The 16362-nt window shown below is 63.3% G+C and carries 17 protein-coding genes; 8 read left to right on the plus strand and 9 right to left on the minus strand.

Features of this window, described 5'->3' with window-relative positions:
* Positions 1-111: 111 nt before the first annotated feature.
* The 8 genes from VH599_09900 to VH599_09935 all read right to left on the minus strand — a co-directional run bounded on the left by VH599_09900 (position 112) and on the right by VH599_09935 (position 5995).
* Positions 112-450, minus strand: a complete 339-nt coding sequence (locus VH599_09900; protein ID HEY7348614.1) for a hypothetical protein — start codon at positions 448-450, stop codon at positions 112-114.
* Between the two features lie 51 nt (positions 451-501).
* Positions 502-1365, minus strand: a complete 864-nt coding sequence (locus VH599_09905) for a HEAT repeat domain-containing protein (GenBank protein HEY7348615.1) — start codon at positions 1363-1365, stop codon at positions 502-504.
* A complete protein-coding gene (locus VH599_09910; protein HEY7348616.1) occupies positions 1355-1945 on the minus strand; it encodes a sigma-70 family RNA polymerase sigma factor in 591 nt (196 codons plus the stop codon). Before VH599_09910 ends, VH599_09905 begins: the two co-directional genes overlap by 11 nt.
* Before the next feature lie 218 nt (positions 1946-2163).
* A complete protein-coding gene (locus VH599_09915) occupies positions 2164-3135 on the minus strand; it encodes a hypothetical protein (protein HEY7348617.1) in 972 nt (323 codons plus the stop codon).
* Positions 3132-4049, minus strand: coding sequence for an ABC transporter ATP-binding protein (locus tag VH599_09920; protein ID HEY7348618.1), 918 nt, complete (start codon positions 4047-4049; stop codon positions 3132-3134). The genes VH599_09915 and VH599_09920 overlap by 4 nt, the downstream gene beginning before the upstream one ends.
* On the minus strand, positions 4046-4444 hold the full coding sequence (locus VH599_09925) for a GntR family transcriptional regulator (protein ID HEY7348619.1): 399 nt from the start codon (positions 4442-4444) through the stop codon (positions 4046-4048). Before VH599_09925 ends, VH599_09920 begins: the two co-directional genes overlap by 4 nt.
* 289 nt (positions 4445-4733) lie before the next feature.
* Positions 4734-5330, minus strand: coding sequence for a manganese efflux pump (locus tag VH599_09930; GenBank protein ID HEY7348620.1), 597 nt, complete (start codon positions 5328-5330; stop codon positions 4734-4736).
* Positions 5331-5692: 362 nt separating this feature from the next.
* Positions 5693-5995, minus strand: a complete 303-nt coding sequence (locus tag VH599_09935) for a hypothetical protein (GenBank protein ID HEY7348621.1) — start codon at positions 5993-5995, stop codon at positions 5693-5695.
* A gap of 53 nt (positions 5996-6048) precedes the next feature.
* On the opposite strand from VH599_09935, the gene VH599_09940 reads away from it, so the two are divergent.
* From VH599_09940 to VH599_09970, 7 genes are all read left to right on the plus strand, one after another.
* Entirely contained in the window at positions 6049-6498 is a 450-nt protein-coding gene (locus tag VH599_09940; GenBank protein ID HEY7348622.1) for an SRPBCC family protein, read from the plus strand.
* Between the two features lie 19 nt (positions 6499-6517).
* A complete protein-coding gene (locus tag VH599_09945; GenBank protein HEY7348623.1) occupies positions 6518-7333 on the plus strand; it encodes a hypothetical protein in 816 nt (271 codons plus the stop codon).
* Positions 7334-7432: 99 nt separating this feature from the next.
* Entirely contained in the window at positions 7433-8434 is a 1002-nt protein-coding gene (locus tag VH599_09950; protein ID HEY7348624.1) for a hypothetical protein, read from the plus strand.
* Between the two features lie 89 nt (positions 8435-8523).
* On the plus strand, positions 8524-9174 hold the full coding sequence (locus VH599_09955; GenBank protein ID HEY7348625.1) for a hypothetical protein: 651 nt from the start codon (positions 8524-8526) through the stop codon (positions 9172-9174).
* A gap of 86 nt (positions 9175-9260) precedes the next feature.
* Positions 9261-10718, plus strand: a complete 1458-nt coding sequence (locus VH599_09960; protein HEY7348626.1) for a hypothetical protein — start codon at positions 9261-9263, stop codon at positions 10716-10718.
* A gap of 152 nt (positions 10719-10870) precedes the next feature.
* Positions 10871-13108: a histidine kinase gene (locus tag VH599_09965; GenBank protein HEY7348627.1), complete on the plus strand. Its 2238-nt coding sequence runs from the start codon at positions 10871-10873 to the stop codon at positions 13106-13108.
* 6 nt (positions 13109-13114) lie between these two features.
* Complete coding sequence (locus tag VH599_09970; GenBank protein ID HEY7348628.1) at positions 13115-13759, plus strand: response regulator transcription factor; 645 nt, start codon at positions 13115-13117, stop codon at positions 13757-13759.
* Positions 13760-14240: 481 nt separating this feature from the next.
* Here the strand turns inward: VH599_09970 and VH599_09975 are convergent, their stop codons facing one another.
* The gene (locus VH599_09975; protein HEY7348629.1) at positions 14241-15224 is read right to left on the minus strand and encodes an alpha/beta hydrolase; all 984 of its coding nucleotides are present in this window, start codon (positions 15222-15224) and stop codon (positions 14241-14243) included.
* A gap of 327 nt (positions 15225-15551) precedes the next feature.
* On the opposite strand from VH599_09975, the gene VH599_09980 reads away from it, so the two are divergent.
* Positions 15552-16307 carry a methyltransferase domain-containing protein gene (locus VH599_09980; protein HEY7348630.1) on the plus strand — a complete coding sequence of 252 codons (756 nt, stop codon included), beginning with the start codon at positions 15552-15554 and terminating at the stop codon, positions 16305-16307.
* Positions 16308-16362 lie beyond the last annotated feature (55 nt).

Genomic DNA, 16362 nt, shown 5'->3' on the forward strand with positions numbered 1-16362 from the left:
TTCTCCGGCTCTGAAGAGCCAGCAATTCCCATCCCAACGTCCTCAAAACCGATCAATAACGGTTTTAAGGACGCTTGCCAAAAGTCAATAACCACTGCTAGCCTCACAACCTCAGCGCCGCAGATTAAACGCCACATTGATAGCCACAATCGTCGTGCAGACCATCGCAAGCGCAATCAGGGCAGACACAATATAAGTGCCGCCGTAATAAGAATCCAGCGCCACCACCAGGACGATCACCGAGATCACCACCGCCGCCAATGAGCAAATGGCAAGGATCAGACGGTGACGCATCATCGTATGCTCACTCAGATTCCCCTGAACAAACAACGGCCCAAACGTCCCGCCAGCCCCCCTCGCAAACCCCTGCTGCCCCTGATACAGCGCGCCATAATACTGACTGGGAGCCTGATACCCGCTTTGCTCCCCAGCATCTATTCGCTGTGACATACAAACGTTCCTTTCATCTCATCGCACAAACCAGGCACACGCCTGCCGTGACTATCTGAAACGCACCAGCCAGTTCAGCAGACAGATCGTCAAACACACCAGCCCCAGCGCCACCAGCTTCACCACCACCAGTGATACATCATATGCGCTCGTCGCCAGAATAATCGTCACCAGCCCCAGCGTCACCAGCGAACTCAGCGCCAGCGCCAGCCGCGCCCGCGACACCGACACCTCATCAGCCATCCCCTGCCTACCAAAACGCCCCCCAAGCGCCCAGCCCACCGCCTCGCGCACCTGGCTATCCTGATCCACCTGCGCCGCCAGCAAAGGCCCAGCCGGAGCCTGCTTTCCCAACGCTCCCAACGCCAGCGCCGCCGCCTCGCGCACCGCCCACGCCCCATCGCCCAGCGCCGCCACCAGCGGCCCCACCGGCGCGCGCCTGCCAGCCGTCCCCAGCGCCCACACCGCCGCCGCCCGCACCGACTCATCCGCATCGCCCAATGCCGCCACCAGCGGCCCCACCGGCGTCCGCTGCCTCAACTTCCCCAGCGCCAGCGCCGCCGCCGTTCGCACCGGCCACGCGCTGTCACCCAATGCCGTCACCAGCGGCCCCACCGGCGTCCGCTGGCCCAGCCTGCCCAGCGCCCGCGCCGCCGCCTCGCGCACCGGCCACGCCTCATCGCCCAGCGCCGCCACCAGCGGCCCCACCGGCGCACGTTCCCCGCGCTCCGTCAGCGCCTGCACCGCCGCCGTCCGCACCGCCCACGCCGGATTACTCAGCGCCGCCTCCGCCTCCTGCCCCTGCGCCCCAGGAAAAGCACCCGACCCGCGCAGACCCACCCGCCCCAGAATCGCCGACGCCAGAGGGTCTGAAGCCTCTCCCTGATCTCGTTGCCCCTCGCTCTTATCCCGCATCGCTGCGCGCACCCCCTTTCGTCTCTAATCCCAGCCCCTTGCGCAGCAAGCCTATCCCTCGATGCGCCTGAACCCTGATCGTCCCAATCGGCTGATTGAGCATCTCAGCGATCTCCTGGTGGCTCAACTCCTCAAAATAATAGAGGCGCACCACCTCTCGATAGCGCGGCGGCAACGTCGCCACCAGCGCCTCAAGCTCGCGCCTGCGCTCCGCGCTCTCAAATACCAGCTCTGGCTGCTCCTGCGCCGCGTCCTCAGACTCCAGCCACGCCTCATCATCCCCAGCATCAAGCGAAACCGAACCAGTCGGCTGAGCGCGCCGCGCATAATTGCAATAGCAATTCCACGCGATCTTATACAGCCAGGCGCGCGCCCTCAGCGTCCGCACCCGTTCGGCGGGATAGCGATCCAGCGCGTAATAAGCGCGGATAAACGCCTCCTGCACAATATCCTCCGCATCCTGCGGATTGCCCGTCTGGCGCGAGATAAAAGCCTTGAGCGGCTGACTATAAAGCAGCGCCAGCCGCTCAAAATACCGATCTCGCTCGCTTGCCAGCCACGCCCCATCGCCGTAATCCATAGCGCCGTGCGCCTCCCTCCTCTCGCTCCTTCTGCCACATAAAACACCAGAACGCCAGAAAAAGTTACAAGAACGCAGCGCCAGGTAAAAGCCCGCTGCCTGTACCGCCACTTGTAGCGCCGCCTTCCAGGCGGCAAGCCGCCGCGCACGCGCGCACGCCGCCCTTCCAGACAACCGCTGCCTGTACCGCCGCCGTCCCCGGCGGCCAACCGCCAAAATCAACTCAGCCGACGCCGCACCAGCCAGACCGTCGCCAGCAGCGCCAGCGCCGCAACGCCTACATAAATGCCCGTCTCCATCCATTGGAATGTCCAGAAGCGGTCTGCTGGCTGATAGGTCAGGTAGTACGCTTGAAACCCCTGGCTCTGGGCGCATTGGGCGAAAGACTCCGGGTTGTCGCAATAGCTCAAGACAGCACCCTTGTACGGTTTGCTCTGGGCATCAATCAACCCGCTGTCAATGAGCCAATCCTGGACACTCACCGTCACCGGTGGGGTCGTTTGCTCAATCGGCCACGTCACGGTGATGGGCGGCAGGAAGTGGGGACGCCACCCCATCTCGACAGGCAGCCGGATTGCCAGGAAGAGGGCGAGCGTCAGAAAGATCGCCAGCACCGTCCGGCGCGTCAGCGCCCCCGCAAATACCCCCAGCGAGAGCGCCAGCAGCGCGGCTGCCGGCAACACCGGCCCGGTGAAGTCAAAAGCAGCATTGCCGCTAAAGCTGCCCTGGTACTGCGCGAACGGACCCCACCACCAGATCACCTCCGCCAGCAGCACGCCAAAGAGCAGCACCCCCGCCCCCAGCACCAGCGCCAACTTCACCCCCAGCCAGCGCACACGGCTGATGCTCTGCGTCCAGGCCAGCACAAACGTGCGCTGCTCCACCTCGCGGGCCACCAGCGGCGCACCCACCAGCGCGCCCAACAAGACCGGCAGCGGCAACAGAAAAATGGGGAACCCCACAAGCCACTGGTATTGGTCCCAAAACTCGCTCGGCAGCCCCCCCTGCACAAATCCGCAGCCGCCGGGGCGTTCCTGGAGATGGGCCATACAGTCAGCAAAACTCTCTTGATGCTGAAAGGTGTAATGCATCTCCAGCCCGGTAATCAGCAGAAAGACCGCCAGCGCCGCCAGCACGCCCAGCGTAATCAGGCTCTCAGCGCGATGCTGCCGCCAGACCACCCAGGTCATGGAACCACCTCCAGTCCACGGCGCGCCCGCGCTGCTGGCGCGGCTGGCTGCCTGGGTGCTGCCTGCTGGCTCAGGTACGCCAGCACAATATCTTCCAGCGAGACCGGCTGCGCTTCCCAAGTTGGGCCAAAGACCGGCCCGTTCGTCCGCACCAGCAGCGTTGTCTGCCGTTCGGTGTGACTCGCCTCGATGATGGTATGCACGCTGGCAAGCGCCTCCACCTCCTGGCGCGGGCCAACCAGCCGCTTATGCCCCTTCACCATCTCCTCAATATCGCCCGCAAGCTGCACCTGCGACGCGGACAGAATGACGAGATAGTCGCAGACCCGCTCCAGATCGCCAATGATATGCGACGACAGCAGCACCGTCAAACCTGATTCGGCCACCGCCTCCATCAGCGTGCGCAAAAACTCGCGCCGCGCCAGCGGATCCAGGCTCGCCAGCGGCTCATCCAACAGCAGCAGATCGGGCCGCTTCGCCAGCGCCAGCACGAGCGCCACCTGCGCCTGCTGCCCGCCCGACAGCTTGCCTGCCCGCCGCTGCATCGGAATGCCCAGTTGGTGTATGCGCGCCCGCGCCAGTTCATCATCCCAGCGCGGATTCAGCTTGCGCCCCAGCGTCAGCAACTCCTCGACGGTGAACCCCTTGTACAGCGGGTGGTCCTGCGCCACAAAGCCCAGGCGGGGCAGCGCCTCTTTTGGCTGCTCGCGCGGCGAAAAACCGAACACCTCCACACTCCCCGCCGTCGGCTCCAGCAAACCCACTGCCAGATGCAGCAGCGTCGTCTTGCCCGCCCCGTTTGGCCCCACCAGCGCCGCTACCCGCCCCGCTGGCAGCGCCAGCGTGCAATCGCGCAGCGCCCACGTCCGCCCATACCGCTTACTCAGCTTCGTCGTCTCCAGCGCGGTCCTCATGCCGTCTCCTCCCGTTCCCTCTGGGTGTCTTGAAACGTGGACATGAACAGCGCCAGCACGCTCTCACTGTCCAGCCCAGCCTCATAGGCGCTGTGCAGCCAGCGCGTCAGACTCCGCCGCAGCGCCGCGTGGCTGGAGAGCGATGTGCCTGCCAGCGTGCGCTGCACAAACGTCCCCTGCCCTGGTCGGCTGGCAACCAGCCCCTCGCGCTCCAACTCCCGATACGCCTTCAGCACCGTATTCGGATTGATGGTAATCTGCCCCACCACCTCGCGCACCGTCGGCAACTGATCGCCCACCACAAGCAGACCCAGGCGCAGCGCCTGCTTCACCTGCTGCACCAGTTGCAGATAGGGCGCAACCCCCGAATGACCATCCAGATGAAACTCGATCATCGCGCTTCCTCCACAAACCTATAGGGTTCTACCAAATCTGAGGTGTTGGCAAGCGAGGCGTGTTACTTGTAGCGCCGCCATCTTGGCGGCCAGCGTTGGCCTGCTGGTCCGCTGGCCCCCAGGGCGCACGCTCGCCAGGGCGCAGCGGTGGCCGCCTGGAAGGCGGCGCTACAAGTGACCCCCGATAATTGATGGAACCAACCTATAGAGCCATCTCACTAAATAACTAATAAGATGGTATAATAATACACGAAAAATCCCCGACTTGCCAGGCCCCTTCACCTGAACTTTAGAGCGGCAGCCCCAAAAGCTGAGCAAAGAGAATCCCCAACCCCAGCAGGCCAAGCATCGGACCTACCAGCGACTCGGCCCGTTCGCCCAATCGTTTCCCCGCGTGCTTGCCAACCCACTGCCCCGCCAGACTCACCAGCAGCGCCTGAAGCGCGAGAAGGACCAGGGCGGGAGCCAGCGGAAAGCCCAGCACCCCAAACGAAAACCCCATAACAAGCTCATCCAGGCTCACGCCCAGCGCCAGGCCCACCACACCCCAGCCAGCCCTCGTCGCAGCCGCAGCAATCCGCGCCCCCTCATCCCCCGCGCCATCCTCTCCCCCCTCCTCTCGACGCCACATCCATAGACCCACACCCACCAGCAGCCCGCCCGCCGCATACGCGCTCCACTCGCCTATCGCTCTCCCCAGCGGCAGACCCATCAGCAGGCCAATCGCAGGCATCACCCCCTCCGCAGCCGCAAACGTAAGCGCCAGACGCACCCGTCGGCGCATCGGCAGAGCCAGCGCCCCCAGCAGAAGCGAAAGCGCAAACGTATCCAGCCCCAGCGGCAGCACAAACAAAACCAGGCGAGCGATCTCCCCGCCAGTCAACACGTCCGTCTATCCCTCCTCAAATCCCATTGAACGTCAACGCCAACCCGTACCGCCGCCCTCCCTGCCACTTGTACCGCCGCCTTCCAGGCGGCCACCCGTACCGCCGCCATCTTGGCGGCCACTTGTACCGCCGCCTTCCAGGCGGCCCACCGCCTGTACCGCCGCCTTCCAGGCGGCCCACCGCTACGCCAGCGCGCCCGCTGCCCTTCCCGCCAACGCCACTTGTACCGCCGCCTTCCAGGCGGCTCACCGCCGCGCCGACGCCCACCCCTCGTCGCAACCCTCGCGCTGATCGGGTGGGGGAGCCTGCGTCGGCAGGCTTGGCGGCGGTATGCCTCCAACGCGGTTTATGTATTTTTTAGTCAGGACATCTCTCGTCCTAGCCCGCGCAGGCGGGCTTTGTGGCGTCCGCAGACGCCTCTAGCCGCGATTTCAATCGCCAGGGTGGGGCGGCTCAACGCTGCCCTTCCAGGCGCGGTTTTAACCGCCAGCCCACCCCAGCCCTCATCCCCTATCCCGACGCCATCGGGACACCTGTCCTGGAGGAACCGGGACCATCTTCCCGATACCATCAGGACGCTGCTCACATCCCAACGGGACGCCGGGTCGGCTACACTTTCCACCAGAGAGACACCAAAGAGGGAAGAACGCGGCGAGAGACTCAACCGCCTGGCCTGCCCGTCTTCTTCCCATCACGGCAATGAAAGGAGCGTCAACGATGGTTACTGTCGAACAGAGTATCACGATCAACCGCCCCATCGAAGAAATCTTTGCCTACGTGAGTGATCAGCGCAATATCCCCCAGTGGCAAGATGGCGTGGTGGAGGTGCAGCAAATCCCCGAAAGCCCGGTGGGGCTGGGAACCAGGGTCATACTGGCGCGCGTCTTCCTGGGTCGGAGGCTGGAACAACACGCCGAGATCGTCGCGTTTGAGCCTCCCACCAGGTTTGCCTTCTCCAGTACCTCCGGTCCGTCCACCACCGGGACGAACCGCTTCGAGTCAACCCCGGAGGGAACCAGAGTCACCATCTCATTTGAGATGCAGGCGGGCGGCTTATTTGCCCTGGCGGAACCGCTGGTAGCGCGCAACCTCCGACGGAGTGTGGAGGCCGGCCTGGGCAATCTGAAGGATATCCTCGAAAACCGGACCGTAGAGGTCTCGTCTTAGCAGAGAAGGAGGGATGAACATGTCAGCACTCAAGGTTTCCCCTACCGGCGCGGGAACAATCACGCCCAGTCGCGGGCGCTCCGCCCTGGATGTCGTGATGCTGGTAGGACTATTCGTCGTCGTCGTGGCCGATGCAGCTTCCCAGATTCTGGAGGGCGGGATCATCCCGCCAGTCCTGATCTTCCAGGCGCTCTATCTCATCTGTGGTATCGTCGTGGCAACCGGCTGGCGCTGGGCCATGCTCCTCCCGCTGGTCTGCTGCACACTCGGCATCATAGGAGACTTCGCTTCGGGGTTTCCCGAATATTCCCTCACCCATCCCAGCGCCAATGTCGTCGCGTTCGGCCTCTTCGTCCTGGAATACCCGCTCCTGATCCTCGTCATCGGCGTCAGCGCCGGCAAGCTCGTGCAAAAGGTGCGGCGCGAACCGTTCCACTCCCCGCGCTGGCTCTCGCCCGCGTTGGGCGTGATGGTTGGACTCACGCTCGGCGCGTTCCTGATTGGAGCCATCGCCCAGGCGCCTGCTGCGGCTGGCTCGACGGAGAGCGCCACCGTCCACCTGACGGCCACCCGCTTCGCCCCGGACATCGTGGCGCTGCATACCGGCGACCGGCTCACCCTCGTTGACGACGCCCCCGTCCCCCATACCATCACCAATGGTACCTGGAGCGCCGACAATCGGCCCGTGCCAGGCGTAGAGCCGGGCGCGCCCCTCGTCAACAACGTCGAACTCAACAACAACACTATCACCGTTGGTCCGTTCACCACGCCAGGCACATATCACCTCTATTGCACCATCCACCTCGGCATGAGCCTGACGATCCTGGTGCAGTGAGCGGCCACACCGCAGGCGGGCGCCGCAGCGGAGGAGCATACCAGGCGCCCATTGATCGGCGCTTCTCGCGCAGTAAGGATGACCAAGAGGAGATTTGCTATGAGCGTGAAAACCTTCCTGGCGACGACTGGTCACGGACTGGCCTGCGCCACACGCGCCGCGAACGGCGCGTGGTCAGTCGAGGCGCTGCTCACCGATCAGGTGTTGTGCTGCCTGGTCGCCGATCCACTGAACCCACAGGCGCTCTACGCGGGGACAGCGGGCCAGGGGGTGCTGCGTTCACAGGATGGCGGCAAGACCTGGCAGCCAGCCGGGTTAGCCGGGCAGATCGTCAAAGCCCTGGCAATCAGCCGTACCCAACCGGGAACCGTCTACGCCGGAACCAAACCAGCGCGCGTCTTTGTCTCGCGCAACGGCGGCAAGCAGTGGGACGAACTCGCGGCGTTCCGGCGCATCCCCTCGCGCTGGTTCTGGTTCACCCCTGCGGAACAGCCCCACAGCGCCTACGTCCAGGCGATTGCCCTCTCGCCCACCGACCCGCAGACCCTGCTGGTGGGCGTCGAGTTTGGCGCAGTGGTGCAAAGCCGCGATGGGGGGCAATCCTGGACCGGGCATCGCCGGGGCGCGCTGCGCGATTGCCACACTCTCACCTTCCATGCCCAGCGAGGGGAGTGGGCCTATGAAGCTGGTGGCACAGGCGCCGGGGTCTCCATCAGTCGGAATGCTGGCGCAACCTGGACCCAACCCAGGGATGGCCTGGACCGGCATTATGGCTGGGCTGTTGCCGCCGATCCTGTCCAGCCAGAAGTCTGGTATGCCTCCCTGGCTCCCAATCCCAGAGCAGCTCACGGCGGGCAAAACGCCCGCGCGATGATAGCTCGTTCCGTTGGGGGCGCGCCCTGGCGCCCGCTGGCAGGCGGGTTGCCCCAGCCCCTCACGCATATGCCCTACGCCCTGCTCACCGACCCCGGCGCTCCCGGCCATGTCTACGCCGGGTTCAGCAATGGCGAGGTCTGGCATTCGACCGATCATGGCGACACCTGGCGCTCCCTGAACGTCGGCCTGGGATGTATTCATCGCACCCTGCTGCTCTTGCCATAAAGAGGCGTATTCTATAGAAAAAACTCACACGAGCCGCCTGAGAAGGTCCGTTAAAAAGACCGTTCAGGCCGTCACAAGGAGGCATTATTATGGGAGCATTGAGCTTCTTCAACACCTACCGTCTTACCGGTATCCTGCTGATTGTCGCTGGCATCGTCTTCGGCATCGGCGCTGCCCTCCCGATCTTCGGCGAGAAGGGGAACATGGGCATCTACACCTTGCCCGTCCGAGAGCAATTGCAGGCCATCGCCAATAACCCGAACGCCTGGCGCTGGGGCAACATCTTCACAGGCACCGCTTTCGTCGTGCTCCTGGTCGGAATGAGCCTGCTTACCACGATCCTGGAAGGATCAAAGGAACAGGCATTCTCACGCCTGGGCCTGGTTGGCTTGCTCCTGGCCGCTGGCCTGTGGGTCATCTTCTCAGCCTTTCGCGGTGTGGTCGGCGGATTGGCCGCACAGGAGTTCGCCGCGACGGGGGCGGTGCCGAACTACTACGAGCCGCTGGCGAAGTTTGCCTTCGTGCTCTTCTTTACCTATGCAGCCATCGGGTTCCTGGCGCTGGCGTCTTACGGAGGGTCGCTGCTTCAGGCCGGTCTCTTGCCCGCGTGGGTCGGGTGGGCGACACTGCTCTTCAGCATCGCCATGCTGGTCCTGTTGCTCGTCATGGGGGATAATCTCCCGCTGTTCCACTACCTGCCCCCCTTATTAATCGGCATCCTGCTCCTGGCGCATGGCTGAGGACGCAGGGATGAAGCGCGCCCGTCGCACAATAGGCTGAGTTCAAGCCCATCTTTTATCAGCTTGCTGCAAGGAGGAAACCGCCAATGCCTACTCGTTTCGCCGTCGTCAGCCTGGCGCTTGGCTCCGTCTTGCTGGGCGTGGCCTTCCTCCTGCTGCACCTCATGACTCCCTTCGATGGCGCGCGCCTGACGCCCGGACCGCCCGCCTGGAAACCCGATGGCGTGCTGGTGACGCCCATCCAGGAAAAGCCACAGAGCCTCCAGTCGGGAGACGTGGTGATCGCCATCGAAGGGAAAAGCCTGGAGTCCTGGGCGCAGGCGCTCCTCGATCCAGGCATGGCGCGCCCGAACTGGCGGATCGGGCAGACGATCACCTACACCGTGCTGCGTCATGGACACCGGCTGGACGTGCCGGTGACATTAATACCCTATCCCCTGGGGACGGTCCTGCTCAACGAGTGGAGTACCGTCCTCTTTGCCCTGGTCTTCCTGCTCGTCGCCGTCTTTGTCTTTCTCCGCCGCCCCGATGACCGCGCCGCGCAGGTGCAGCTTCTCATCGGCGCGAGCATCACAGGCGCCACCACCTGGTCGCTCGGCTTGCAGGTGAGCGATCTGGTCAACGGCATCGGCTTCTGGCTGTTCAAGGCCACCACGTTCGTCGTGTTCACACTCTTCTGGGTCGGCATCCTGCACTTTGCCCTGATCTTTCCCGAACGCCACCCGATCATCCTGAGACGATCCTGGGTGATCCCCCTCATCTATAGCATTCCCTATATGTTCGCCTTCGCCTATCTGTTCAGCGTGCAGCCTGGCAGCGCCAGCGCCCTGGATTGGATCGGGCGCTTGACTTCAGGAGAAAACATCCTGCCCCCCGTCTACCTGATACTCGCCATCGTCGCCGTCATCTGGGGGTATCGCGCAACCCGGAGTGCCGTCACCCGCCACAAACTTCGCTGGCTGCTGTATGCCGCCCTGCTCTCCGGTGGAGGCAGTGTGGTAGTATGGAGCCTTCCAACCCTACTCCTGGGCTACCCGCTGATCAACTCGAATGCCCTTGGGGTACTCGTGTTGCCCTATCCCCTGGTCCTGCCCATTGCCATCTTACGCTACCGGCTCTGGGATATTGACGCGCTCATCAACAAAACGCTCGTCTATGGCCTGCTGACGGCTCTGCTGGGCGCCTTCTACGCGGGCCTCATCATCGGCCTGGAAAGCCTGGCAAGTGGTATCACCGGCAAAGAATCGGAGCAGCCGTTAGCCCTGGTCATTTCGACGCTGGCAATCGCCGCGCTCTTCCAGCCAATGCGCAGGCGTCTTCAAGCCATCATTGATCGCCGCTTCTATCGCCGCAAGTATGATGCGGAAAAGACGCTGGCCGCCTTCAGCGCCACGCTGCGCCAGGAGGTGGACCTGGAGCAGTTGAGCGCCCAGTTGCTCACGGTGGTCAACGAAACGATGCAGCCGAGCCATATCTCGCTCTGGCTGCGCGCACCGGAACCGCCCGCCAGGGAATTGCCACAACACCTGGAACCGCCCGGCTAGCTAAGCAGCTTTCTGTTCCAGAGAGCGGTTGTGTATAATCCGATCTGTGGTACGATCTCCACAGGTAAGAAAACCGCTCATCTGGTCCACGACCCTGAGATGGAGCCACACCTGTTCAACCCACTGGGGAGGCCCAAGGGATGAAACTGCCAATGCGTACTCGTTTCGCCGTCGCCAGCCTGGCGCTTGGCTCCGTCTTGCTGGGCGTGGCCTTCCTCCTGCTGCACCTGCTCACCCCGTTCGATGACGCGCGGCTGGCCCCAGGGCTGCCGGATTGGCGGCCAGATGGGGTGGTCGTGACTCCGCTTCAGGAATCGCCTGCTGGTCTGCGGCCAGGAGATGTGGTCGTGGCCGTTGATGGCAAAAGCCTGGAATCGTGGGCGCAGGCGCTCCTCGATCCGGGCAGGGCGCGCCCGAACTGGCGGATCGGGCAGACCGTCACCTACACGGTGCTGCGTGCCGGGCAACAGATACAGGTGCCGGTCACATTAGAATCCTACCCCCTGGGGACAATCCTGCTCAACGAGTGGAGTACCGTCCTCTTCGCCCTGGTCTTCCTGCTCGTCGCCGTCTTTGTCTTTCTCCGCCGCCCTGATGACCGCGCCGCGCAGGTGCAGCTCCTCATCGGCGCGAGCATCACGGGCGCGACTACCTGGTCGCTCGGCTTGCAGGTGAGTGATCTGGTCAACGGCCTTGGTTTCTGGCTCTACGCCGTCACCACCTATGGGGTCTATACCCTCTTCTGGGTCGGCATCCTGCACTTCGCGCTGGTCTTTCCCGAACCCCATCCGCTCATCGTCAGACGCCCCTGGACGATCCTGCTCCTCTACCTCGCCCCTTACACCCTCTTCTTTGCCTACCTGGCAAGTGTGTGGCCGGGCGCTGCCAGCACTCTTGATTGGATCGGTCACTGGGATGTCATCGAGAGCGTGCTTCCCACCGCCTATCTGCTCTTGACCATTGCCGTTGAGATTTGGAATTATCGAACATTGCACACCACGGCGGCCCGTCAAAAGTTCCGCTGGCTCATCTTTGCCGGCCTGGTCTGTGCGGCCAGTACCTTCTTTCTCTGGTATCTCCCGCCCTTGATCCTGGGGCAACCGCTGCTCGATGCCAACGGACTGGGACTCCTGGTGTTGCCCTATCCCCTGATATTGCCCATTGCTATTTTACGCTACCGCCTCTTCGATATTGACATCATCCTCAATCGCACGCTGGTGTACGGTATCCTCACGGTGATCGTCGTCGGCGTCTATATCCTGGTGGTCAGCCTCCTGGGCATCGTGTGGCAGACCTCCGGGAATGCCCTTGGCTCGCTGCTGGCGACGGGCCTCATCGCGGTCCTCTTCCAACCGCTGCGCCTGCGCCTCCAGCGCGTCGTCAATCGCCTCATGTATGGTGAGCGCGACGACCCCTATGCCGTCCTCTCGCGCCTGGGCCGACGCCTGGAGGCCACGCTGGCCCCGGAAGCGGTCCTGCCAACCATCGTCGAGACTGTCGCGCAGGCCCTCAAGCTCCCCTACTCGGCTATTGCCCTCAAGCAAAGCGAAGGGTTCATCCCCGCCGCCTCCTATGGGCTGCCCCAGGGCGAGCCGTTCATCCTGCCCCTGCTCTATCAAACGGAAACCATCGGGCAGTTACAACTGGCCCCGCGCGCCCCCAATGAGCCGTTTACCACCGCCGACCGACGATTACTCGCCGATATTGCCCATCAAGCCGGGATCGCCGCCCATGCGGTGCGCCTCACCAGCGAGCTACAACGCTCCCGTGAGCGCCTGGTCACGACCCGCGAAGAAGAACGCCGACGCTTACGACGCGACCTGCACGATGGCCTTGGCCCCACCCTGGCAAGTATGACCCTCAAGCTCGATGCCGCGCGTAACCTGCTCGCGCAGCAGCCAGCAGCCGTTGACCCGCTGCTGGCCGATCTCAAGGCGCAAATGCAGACGACCATTGTTGATATTCGGCGGCTGGTCTATGACCTGCGTCCGCCCGCCCTGGATGAACTCGGCCTCGTGTCGGCGCTGCGCGAGCAGGCCATACAATACTACCATCTGAACGGCGTCCAGGTGGTCATCGAAGCCCCACCCCAGCTTCCCCCGCTCCCGGCTGCGGTGGAAGTAGCGGCCTATCGCATTGTCATGGAGGCGTTGACCAACGTGGCGCGCCACGCCCAGGCGCATACCTGCTCCGTGCGCCTCACCCTCTCCGATATGCTCACCATCGAAGTGAGCGACGATGGCCTGGGTCTGCCGATCCAGCCTCAGATCGGCATCGGCCTCGCCTCGATGCGCGAACGAGCCGCCGAATTGGGCGGGACATGCGCCATCACCGCCGGAGCGACAGGCGGCGTCCGTGTCCTGGCGCAGCTTCCACTAGCAAAGGAGTAACAACCCTTGGAACGCATTCGTATCCTCATCGCTGACGATCACCCCCTCTTCCGAGACGGAGTGCGAACCTTGCTTCAATCGGTCCAGGAAACCGAAGTGGTCGGAGAAGCCTCCACAGGCGAAGAAGCGATTGCTCAAGCAGCAGCACTTCAGCCCGATGTGATTCTCATGGACCTGCACATGCCAGGACTCAATGGCATCGAAGCCACGCGGGCCATACTGCACACCAGCCCGCATATTGGCATCCTGGTCCTGACCATGTTCGAAGAAGATGACTCCGTGTTCGCCGCCATGCGCGCCGGAGCGCGTGGCTATCTCCTCAAGGGAGCCGATCAGGCGGAGATTCTGCGCGCCATTCATGCCGTCAGTCACGGCGAAGCCATCTTCAGCCCTGCCATTGCCGAGCGTCTGACCCAGTACTTCGCGGCATTGGGACAGGCTTCGCTCCCACAAGCCTTTCCAGAACTGACCGACCGAGAACGCGAAGTCCTGGGGCTGCTTGCCCAGGGATGCAGCAACAGCGAAATTGCCAGCCGCCTCGTCCTCAGCCAGAAAACGGTGCGCAACCACGTCTCCAACATCTTCAACAAACTCCAGGTCGCAGACCGGGCGCAGGCCATCATCCGCGCCCGCGAAGCGGGATGGAAGTAGGCGCGCATGCTCAAGCAGCAGTGATGGCCGCCACTTATACCGCCCCTTGTACCGCCGCCTTCCCAGGCGGCCCACCGCCGCGCCAGGGCGAGCGTTCGCTCTCCAGGCCAACAGACCAGCCGGCCAGCGTCCAGCCGCCAGGAGGGACGCGCGAGCGACCACCGGGAGCGAGAATGCCGAGGCAGAGCAGTGGCCCGCGACCGAGCGCAGCGAGGGAGAGTGCGGGAACCCCGTTCCCGCAAGGGCCGCTCCCCGCAGGGGGAGGCAAGCGGCCCTTCCCGCAGGGATGGCGGCGCTACAGGTGCAAACGCCGCGCCTATACGGGTGGGGAGTCCGCGCAGGCGGACTTGGCGGCGTCCGCAGACGCCTCCAGGCGCGGTTTTAACCGCCTGCGTGGGGTGGCGCGGGCGACTGTTGAGAAGCCCTGGACACCTGTACCGCCACTTGTACCGCCGCCTTCCCAGGCGGCCCGCCGCCGCGCCTATGCCAGCGCCCTCTCCTCCTCCCCAGCCCGAAAAGCCACCCGCAGCCACGACCCCATCTCCACAACACCCGCTCTCGCCTTCTCAACCACCGGAGCCATACCCAGGAACCCATGTGTCATTCCAGCATACCGCCTCACCACCGTTGGCACACCCCCCTCCTCCAAACGCCGCCCATACGCCTCCCCCTCATCCCGCAGCACATCATACTCAGCCGTCAGAACCAGCGCCGGAGGCAGACCGCTCACATCCTCCACACGCAAAGGCGAAGCGTAAGGATTTGCCCCCGCCGCCGTATTCGGCAGATAGTGCCTCCAGAACCAGCGCATCTCATCCCTCGTCAGCGGCCTCACGTAAGCGTTGTGTGCATACGACGGCGTATCAAACCCGTAGTTCATCACCGGATAGGCCAGCGCCTGATAGATCGGCAGATGCGCCTGGCCGTCGCGCGCCATCAGCGCAGCCACCGCAGCCAGATTGCCCCCCGAACTCTCCCCCCCAACCGCCAGGCGCGCCGCATCCCCTCCCAACGCCTGAGCCGCCGCAGCCGCCCACTGGAGCGCCATGTAGGCATCCTGCGCCGCCGCCGGAAACCGATGCTCCGGCGCCAGCCGATAAGCCACCGAAACCACCACACAGCTCACCAGATTAGCCAGCGCCCGGCACGTCCCATCGCAGCTCTCCAGACCACCCAGCACCCAGCCCCCTCCATGAAAATAGACCAGCATGGGCAGCCTCCCGCTCAACTCAGGCCGATAGACGCGCACCCCGATCTCGCCCTCTGGCCCCTGAATCGTCTCGTCACGCACAGCCCCGACCGCCTCCGGGACCATCGTCTCCCCACCTCGCTCGCGCAAAGCCTTCACCGCATCGCCAAGGCTCGGCCTCCGCCGCGCCATCTCAGGCGAAAGACTCGTCAGGGGAGCCGCGCCAAACGTCGCATATTCTTCCAGCACCCGCTGAACCTGCTCATCAACAGGCATAGCCCTCTCCTTTGCAGAACCTCGCAGAACTTCTGTCGGATAGCCGCTGCTCACACAAAGCGCCGCAACTCCTATGCCCAGGACAACACAATAGAAAAAGGAGTAGCCAGAGAGAATGAGAGTATACTTAGAGCGCCTCACACACCCTCCGCACGAGCAGGGGCGGGGTTGTAGCGCCGTCCTTCCAGGCGGCAGGGGTGGGGCCAACCGTCGGTTGTGTGAGGCATTCTAAATCATGAGCAGCCCATCGTACTGTCCTGATCCGCTGCCCTGCCAGGAAAAAGAGCGCCTATTGCTGAGGGCCTGAAGTTGGAGAAATAGTATAAAATGGACGATACTCGCTTCGATACCGAGCAGGTATTCACACTCAACCACTACTATTATTTTTTCCCCGAAGACATGCTTCCAGAGGTCATCGAAAGGGAAGTTGCCGTGATCTGGAAGCTCCTCGATCTTCGACCCGGCATGGAAGTACTCGATCTGGCCTGTGGAAACGGACGGATCACCAACGCGCTAGCCAGACGCGGCTGCCAAGCCGCCGGGCTTGACCTCATCCCTGCCTTCCTCGAACAGGCCAGCCAGCGAGCAGCAGCAGAGAATCTGACCGCCAGCTATCACCTGGGGGATATGCGCGCCCTCCCCTGGACCAACCGCTTTGACTCTATCATCAACTGGATGTCTGCCTATGGCTACTTTGCCGACGAAGAGAACCGCCAGGTACTCCGTGAAGCCTATCGCGCGCTCAAGCCCGGCGGGAAATTGCTCCTGGACTTGAATAACCGGGAACTCCTACTCAAAAACTTCCAACGCGCCTCTGTCATCCAACGCGATGGAAATTATCTGGTAGATAAGCGGCGTTACGATGTCTCCTCTGGCCGGGTGTATACAGAACGCTTGATCCTTTTTGAGGGCCACGAATCCCATATGCGCTTCTTTGTGCGCGAGTTCTCCTATCACGAATTGGCTGCGTGGCTCCGGCAGGTGGGATTCCAGCGCGTCAGTGGCTATGATTGGGAAGGACAGCCCTTCTCGCTGCAAAGCCAGCGGATGATCGTAGTCGCAGAAAAACTAACGGCGTGGTAGCATACAAGCGGAAATGTTTCACGTGAAACACTTTTTCCATCCCAGCAAGCGTTCA

Source organism: Ktedonobacterales bacterium, assembly GCA_036557285.1.
GTDB lineage: Bacteria > Chloroflexota > Ktedonobacteria > Ktedonobacterales > DATBGS01 > DATBHW01.

Bases quoted from the DNA above. Each gene is read 5' to 3' on its own strand.
- VH599_09900 (HEY7348614.1), bottom strand. From the start codon at position 450: ATGTCACAGCGAATAGATGCTGGGGAGCAAAGCGGGTATCAGGCTCCC.
- VH599_09905 (HEY7348615.1), bottom strand. From the start codon at position 1,365: ATGCGGGATAAGAGCGAGGGGCAACGAGATCAGGGAGAGGCTTCAGAC.
- VH599_09910 (HEY7348616.1), bottom strand. From the start codon at position 1,945: ATGGATTACGGCGATGGGGCGTGGCTGGCAAGCGAGCGAGATCGGTAT.
- VH599_09915 (HEY7348617.1), bottom strand. From the start codon at position 3,135: ATGACCTGGGTGGTCTGGCGGCAGCATCGCGCTGAGAGCCTGATTACG.
- VH599_09920 (HEY7348618.1), bottom strand. From the start codon at position 4,049: ATGAGGACCGCGCTGGAGACGACGAAGCTGAGTAAGCGGTATGGGCGG.
- VH599_09925 (HEY7348619.1), bottom strand. From the start codon at position 4,444: ATGATCGAGTTTCATCTGGATGGTCATTCGGGGGTTGCGCCCTATCTG.
- VH599_09940 (HEY7348622.1), top strand. From the start codon at position 6,049: ATGGTTACTGTCGAACAGAGTATCACGATCAACCGCCCCATCGAAGAA.
- VH599_09945 (HEY7348623.1), top strand. From the start codon at position 6,518: ATGTCAGCACTCAAGGTTTCCCCTACCGGCGCGGGAACAATCACGCCC.
- VH599_09950 (HEY7348624.1), top strand. From the start codon at position 7,433: ATGAGCGTGAAAACCTTCCTGGCGACGACTGGTCACGGACTGGCCTGC.
- VH599_09955 (HEY7348625.1), top strand. From the start codon at position 8,524: ATGGGAGCATTGAGCTTCTTCAACACCTACCGTCTTACCGGTATCCTG.
- VH599_09960 (HEY7348626.1), top strand. From the start codon at position 9,261: ATGCCTACTCGTTTCGCCGTCGTCAGCCTGGCGCTTGGCTCCGTCTTG.
- VH599_09965 (HEY7348627.1), top strand. From the start codon at position 10,871: ATGCGTACTCGTTTCGCCGTCGCCAGCCTGGCGCTTGGCTCCGTCTTG.
- VH599_09975 (HEY7348629.1), bottom strand. From the start codon at position 15,224: ATGCCTGTTGATGAGCAGGTTCAGCGGGTGCTGGAAGAATATGCGACG.
- VH599_09980 (HEY7348630.1), top strand. From the start codon at position 15,552: ATGGACGATACTCGCTTCGATACCGAGCAGGTATTCACACTCAACCAC.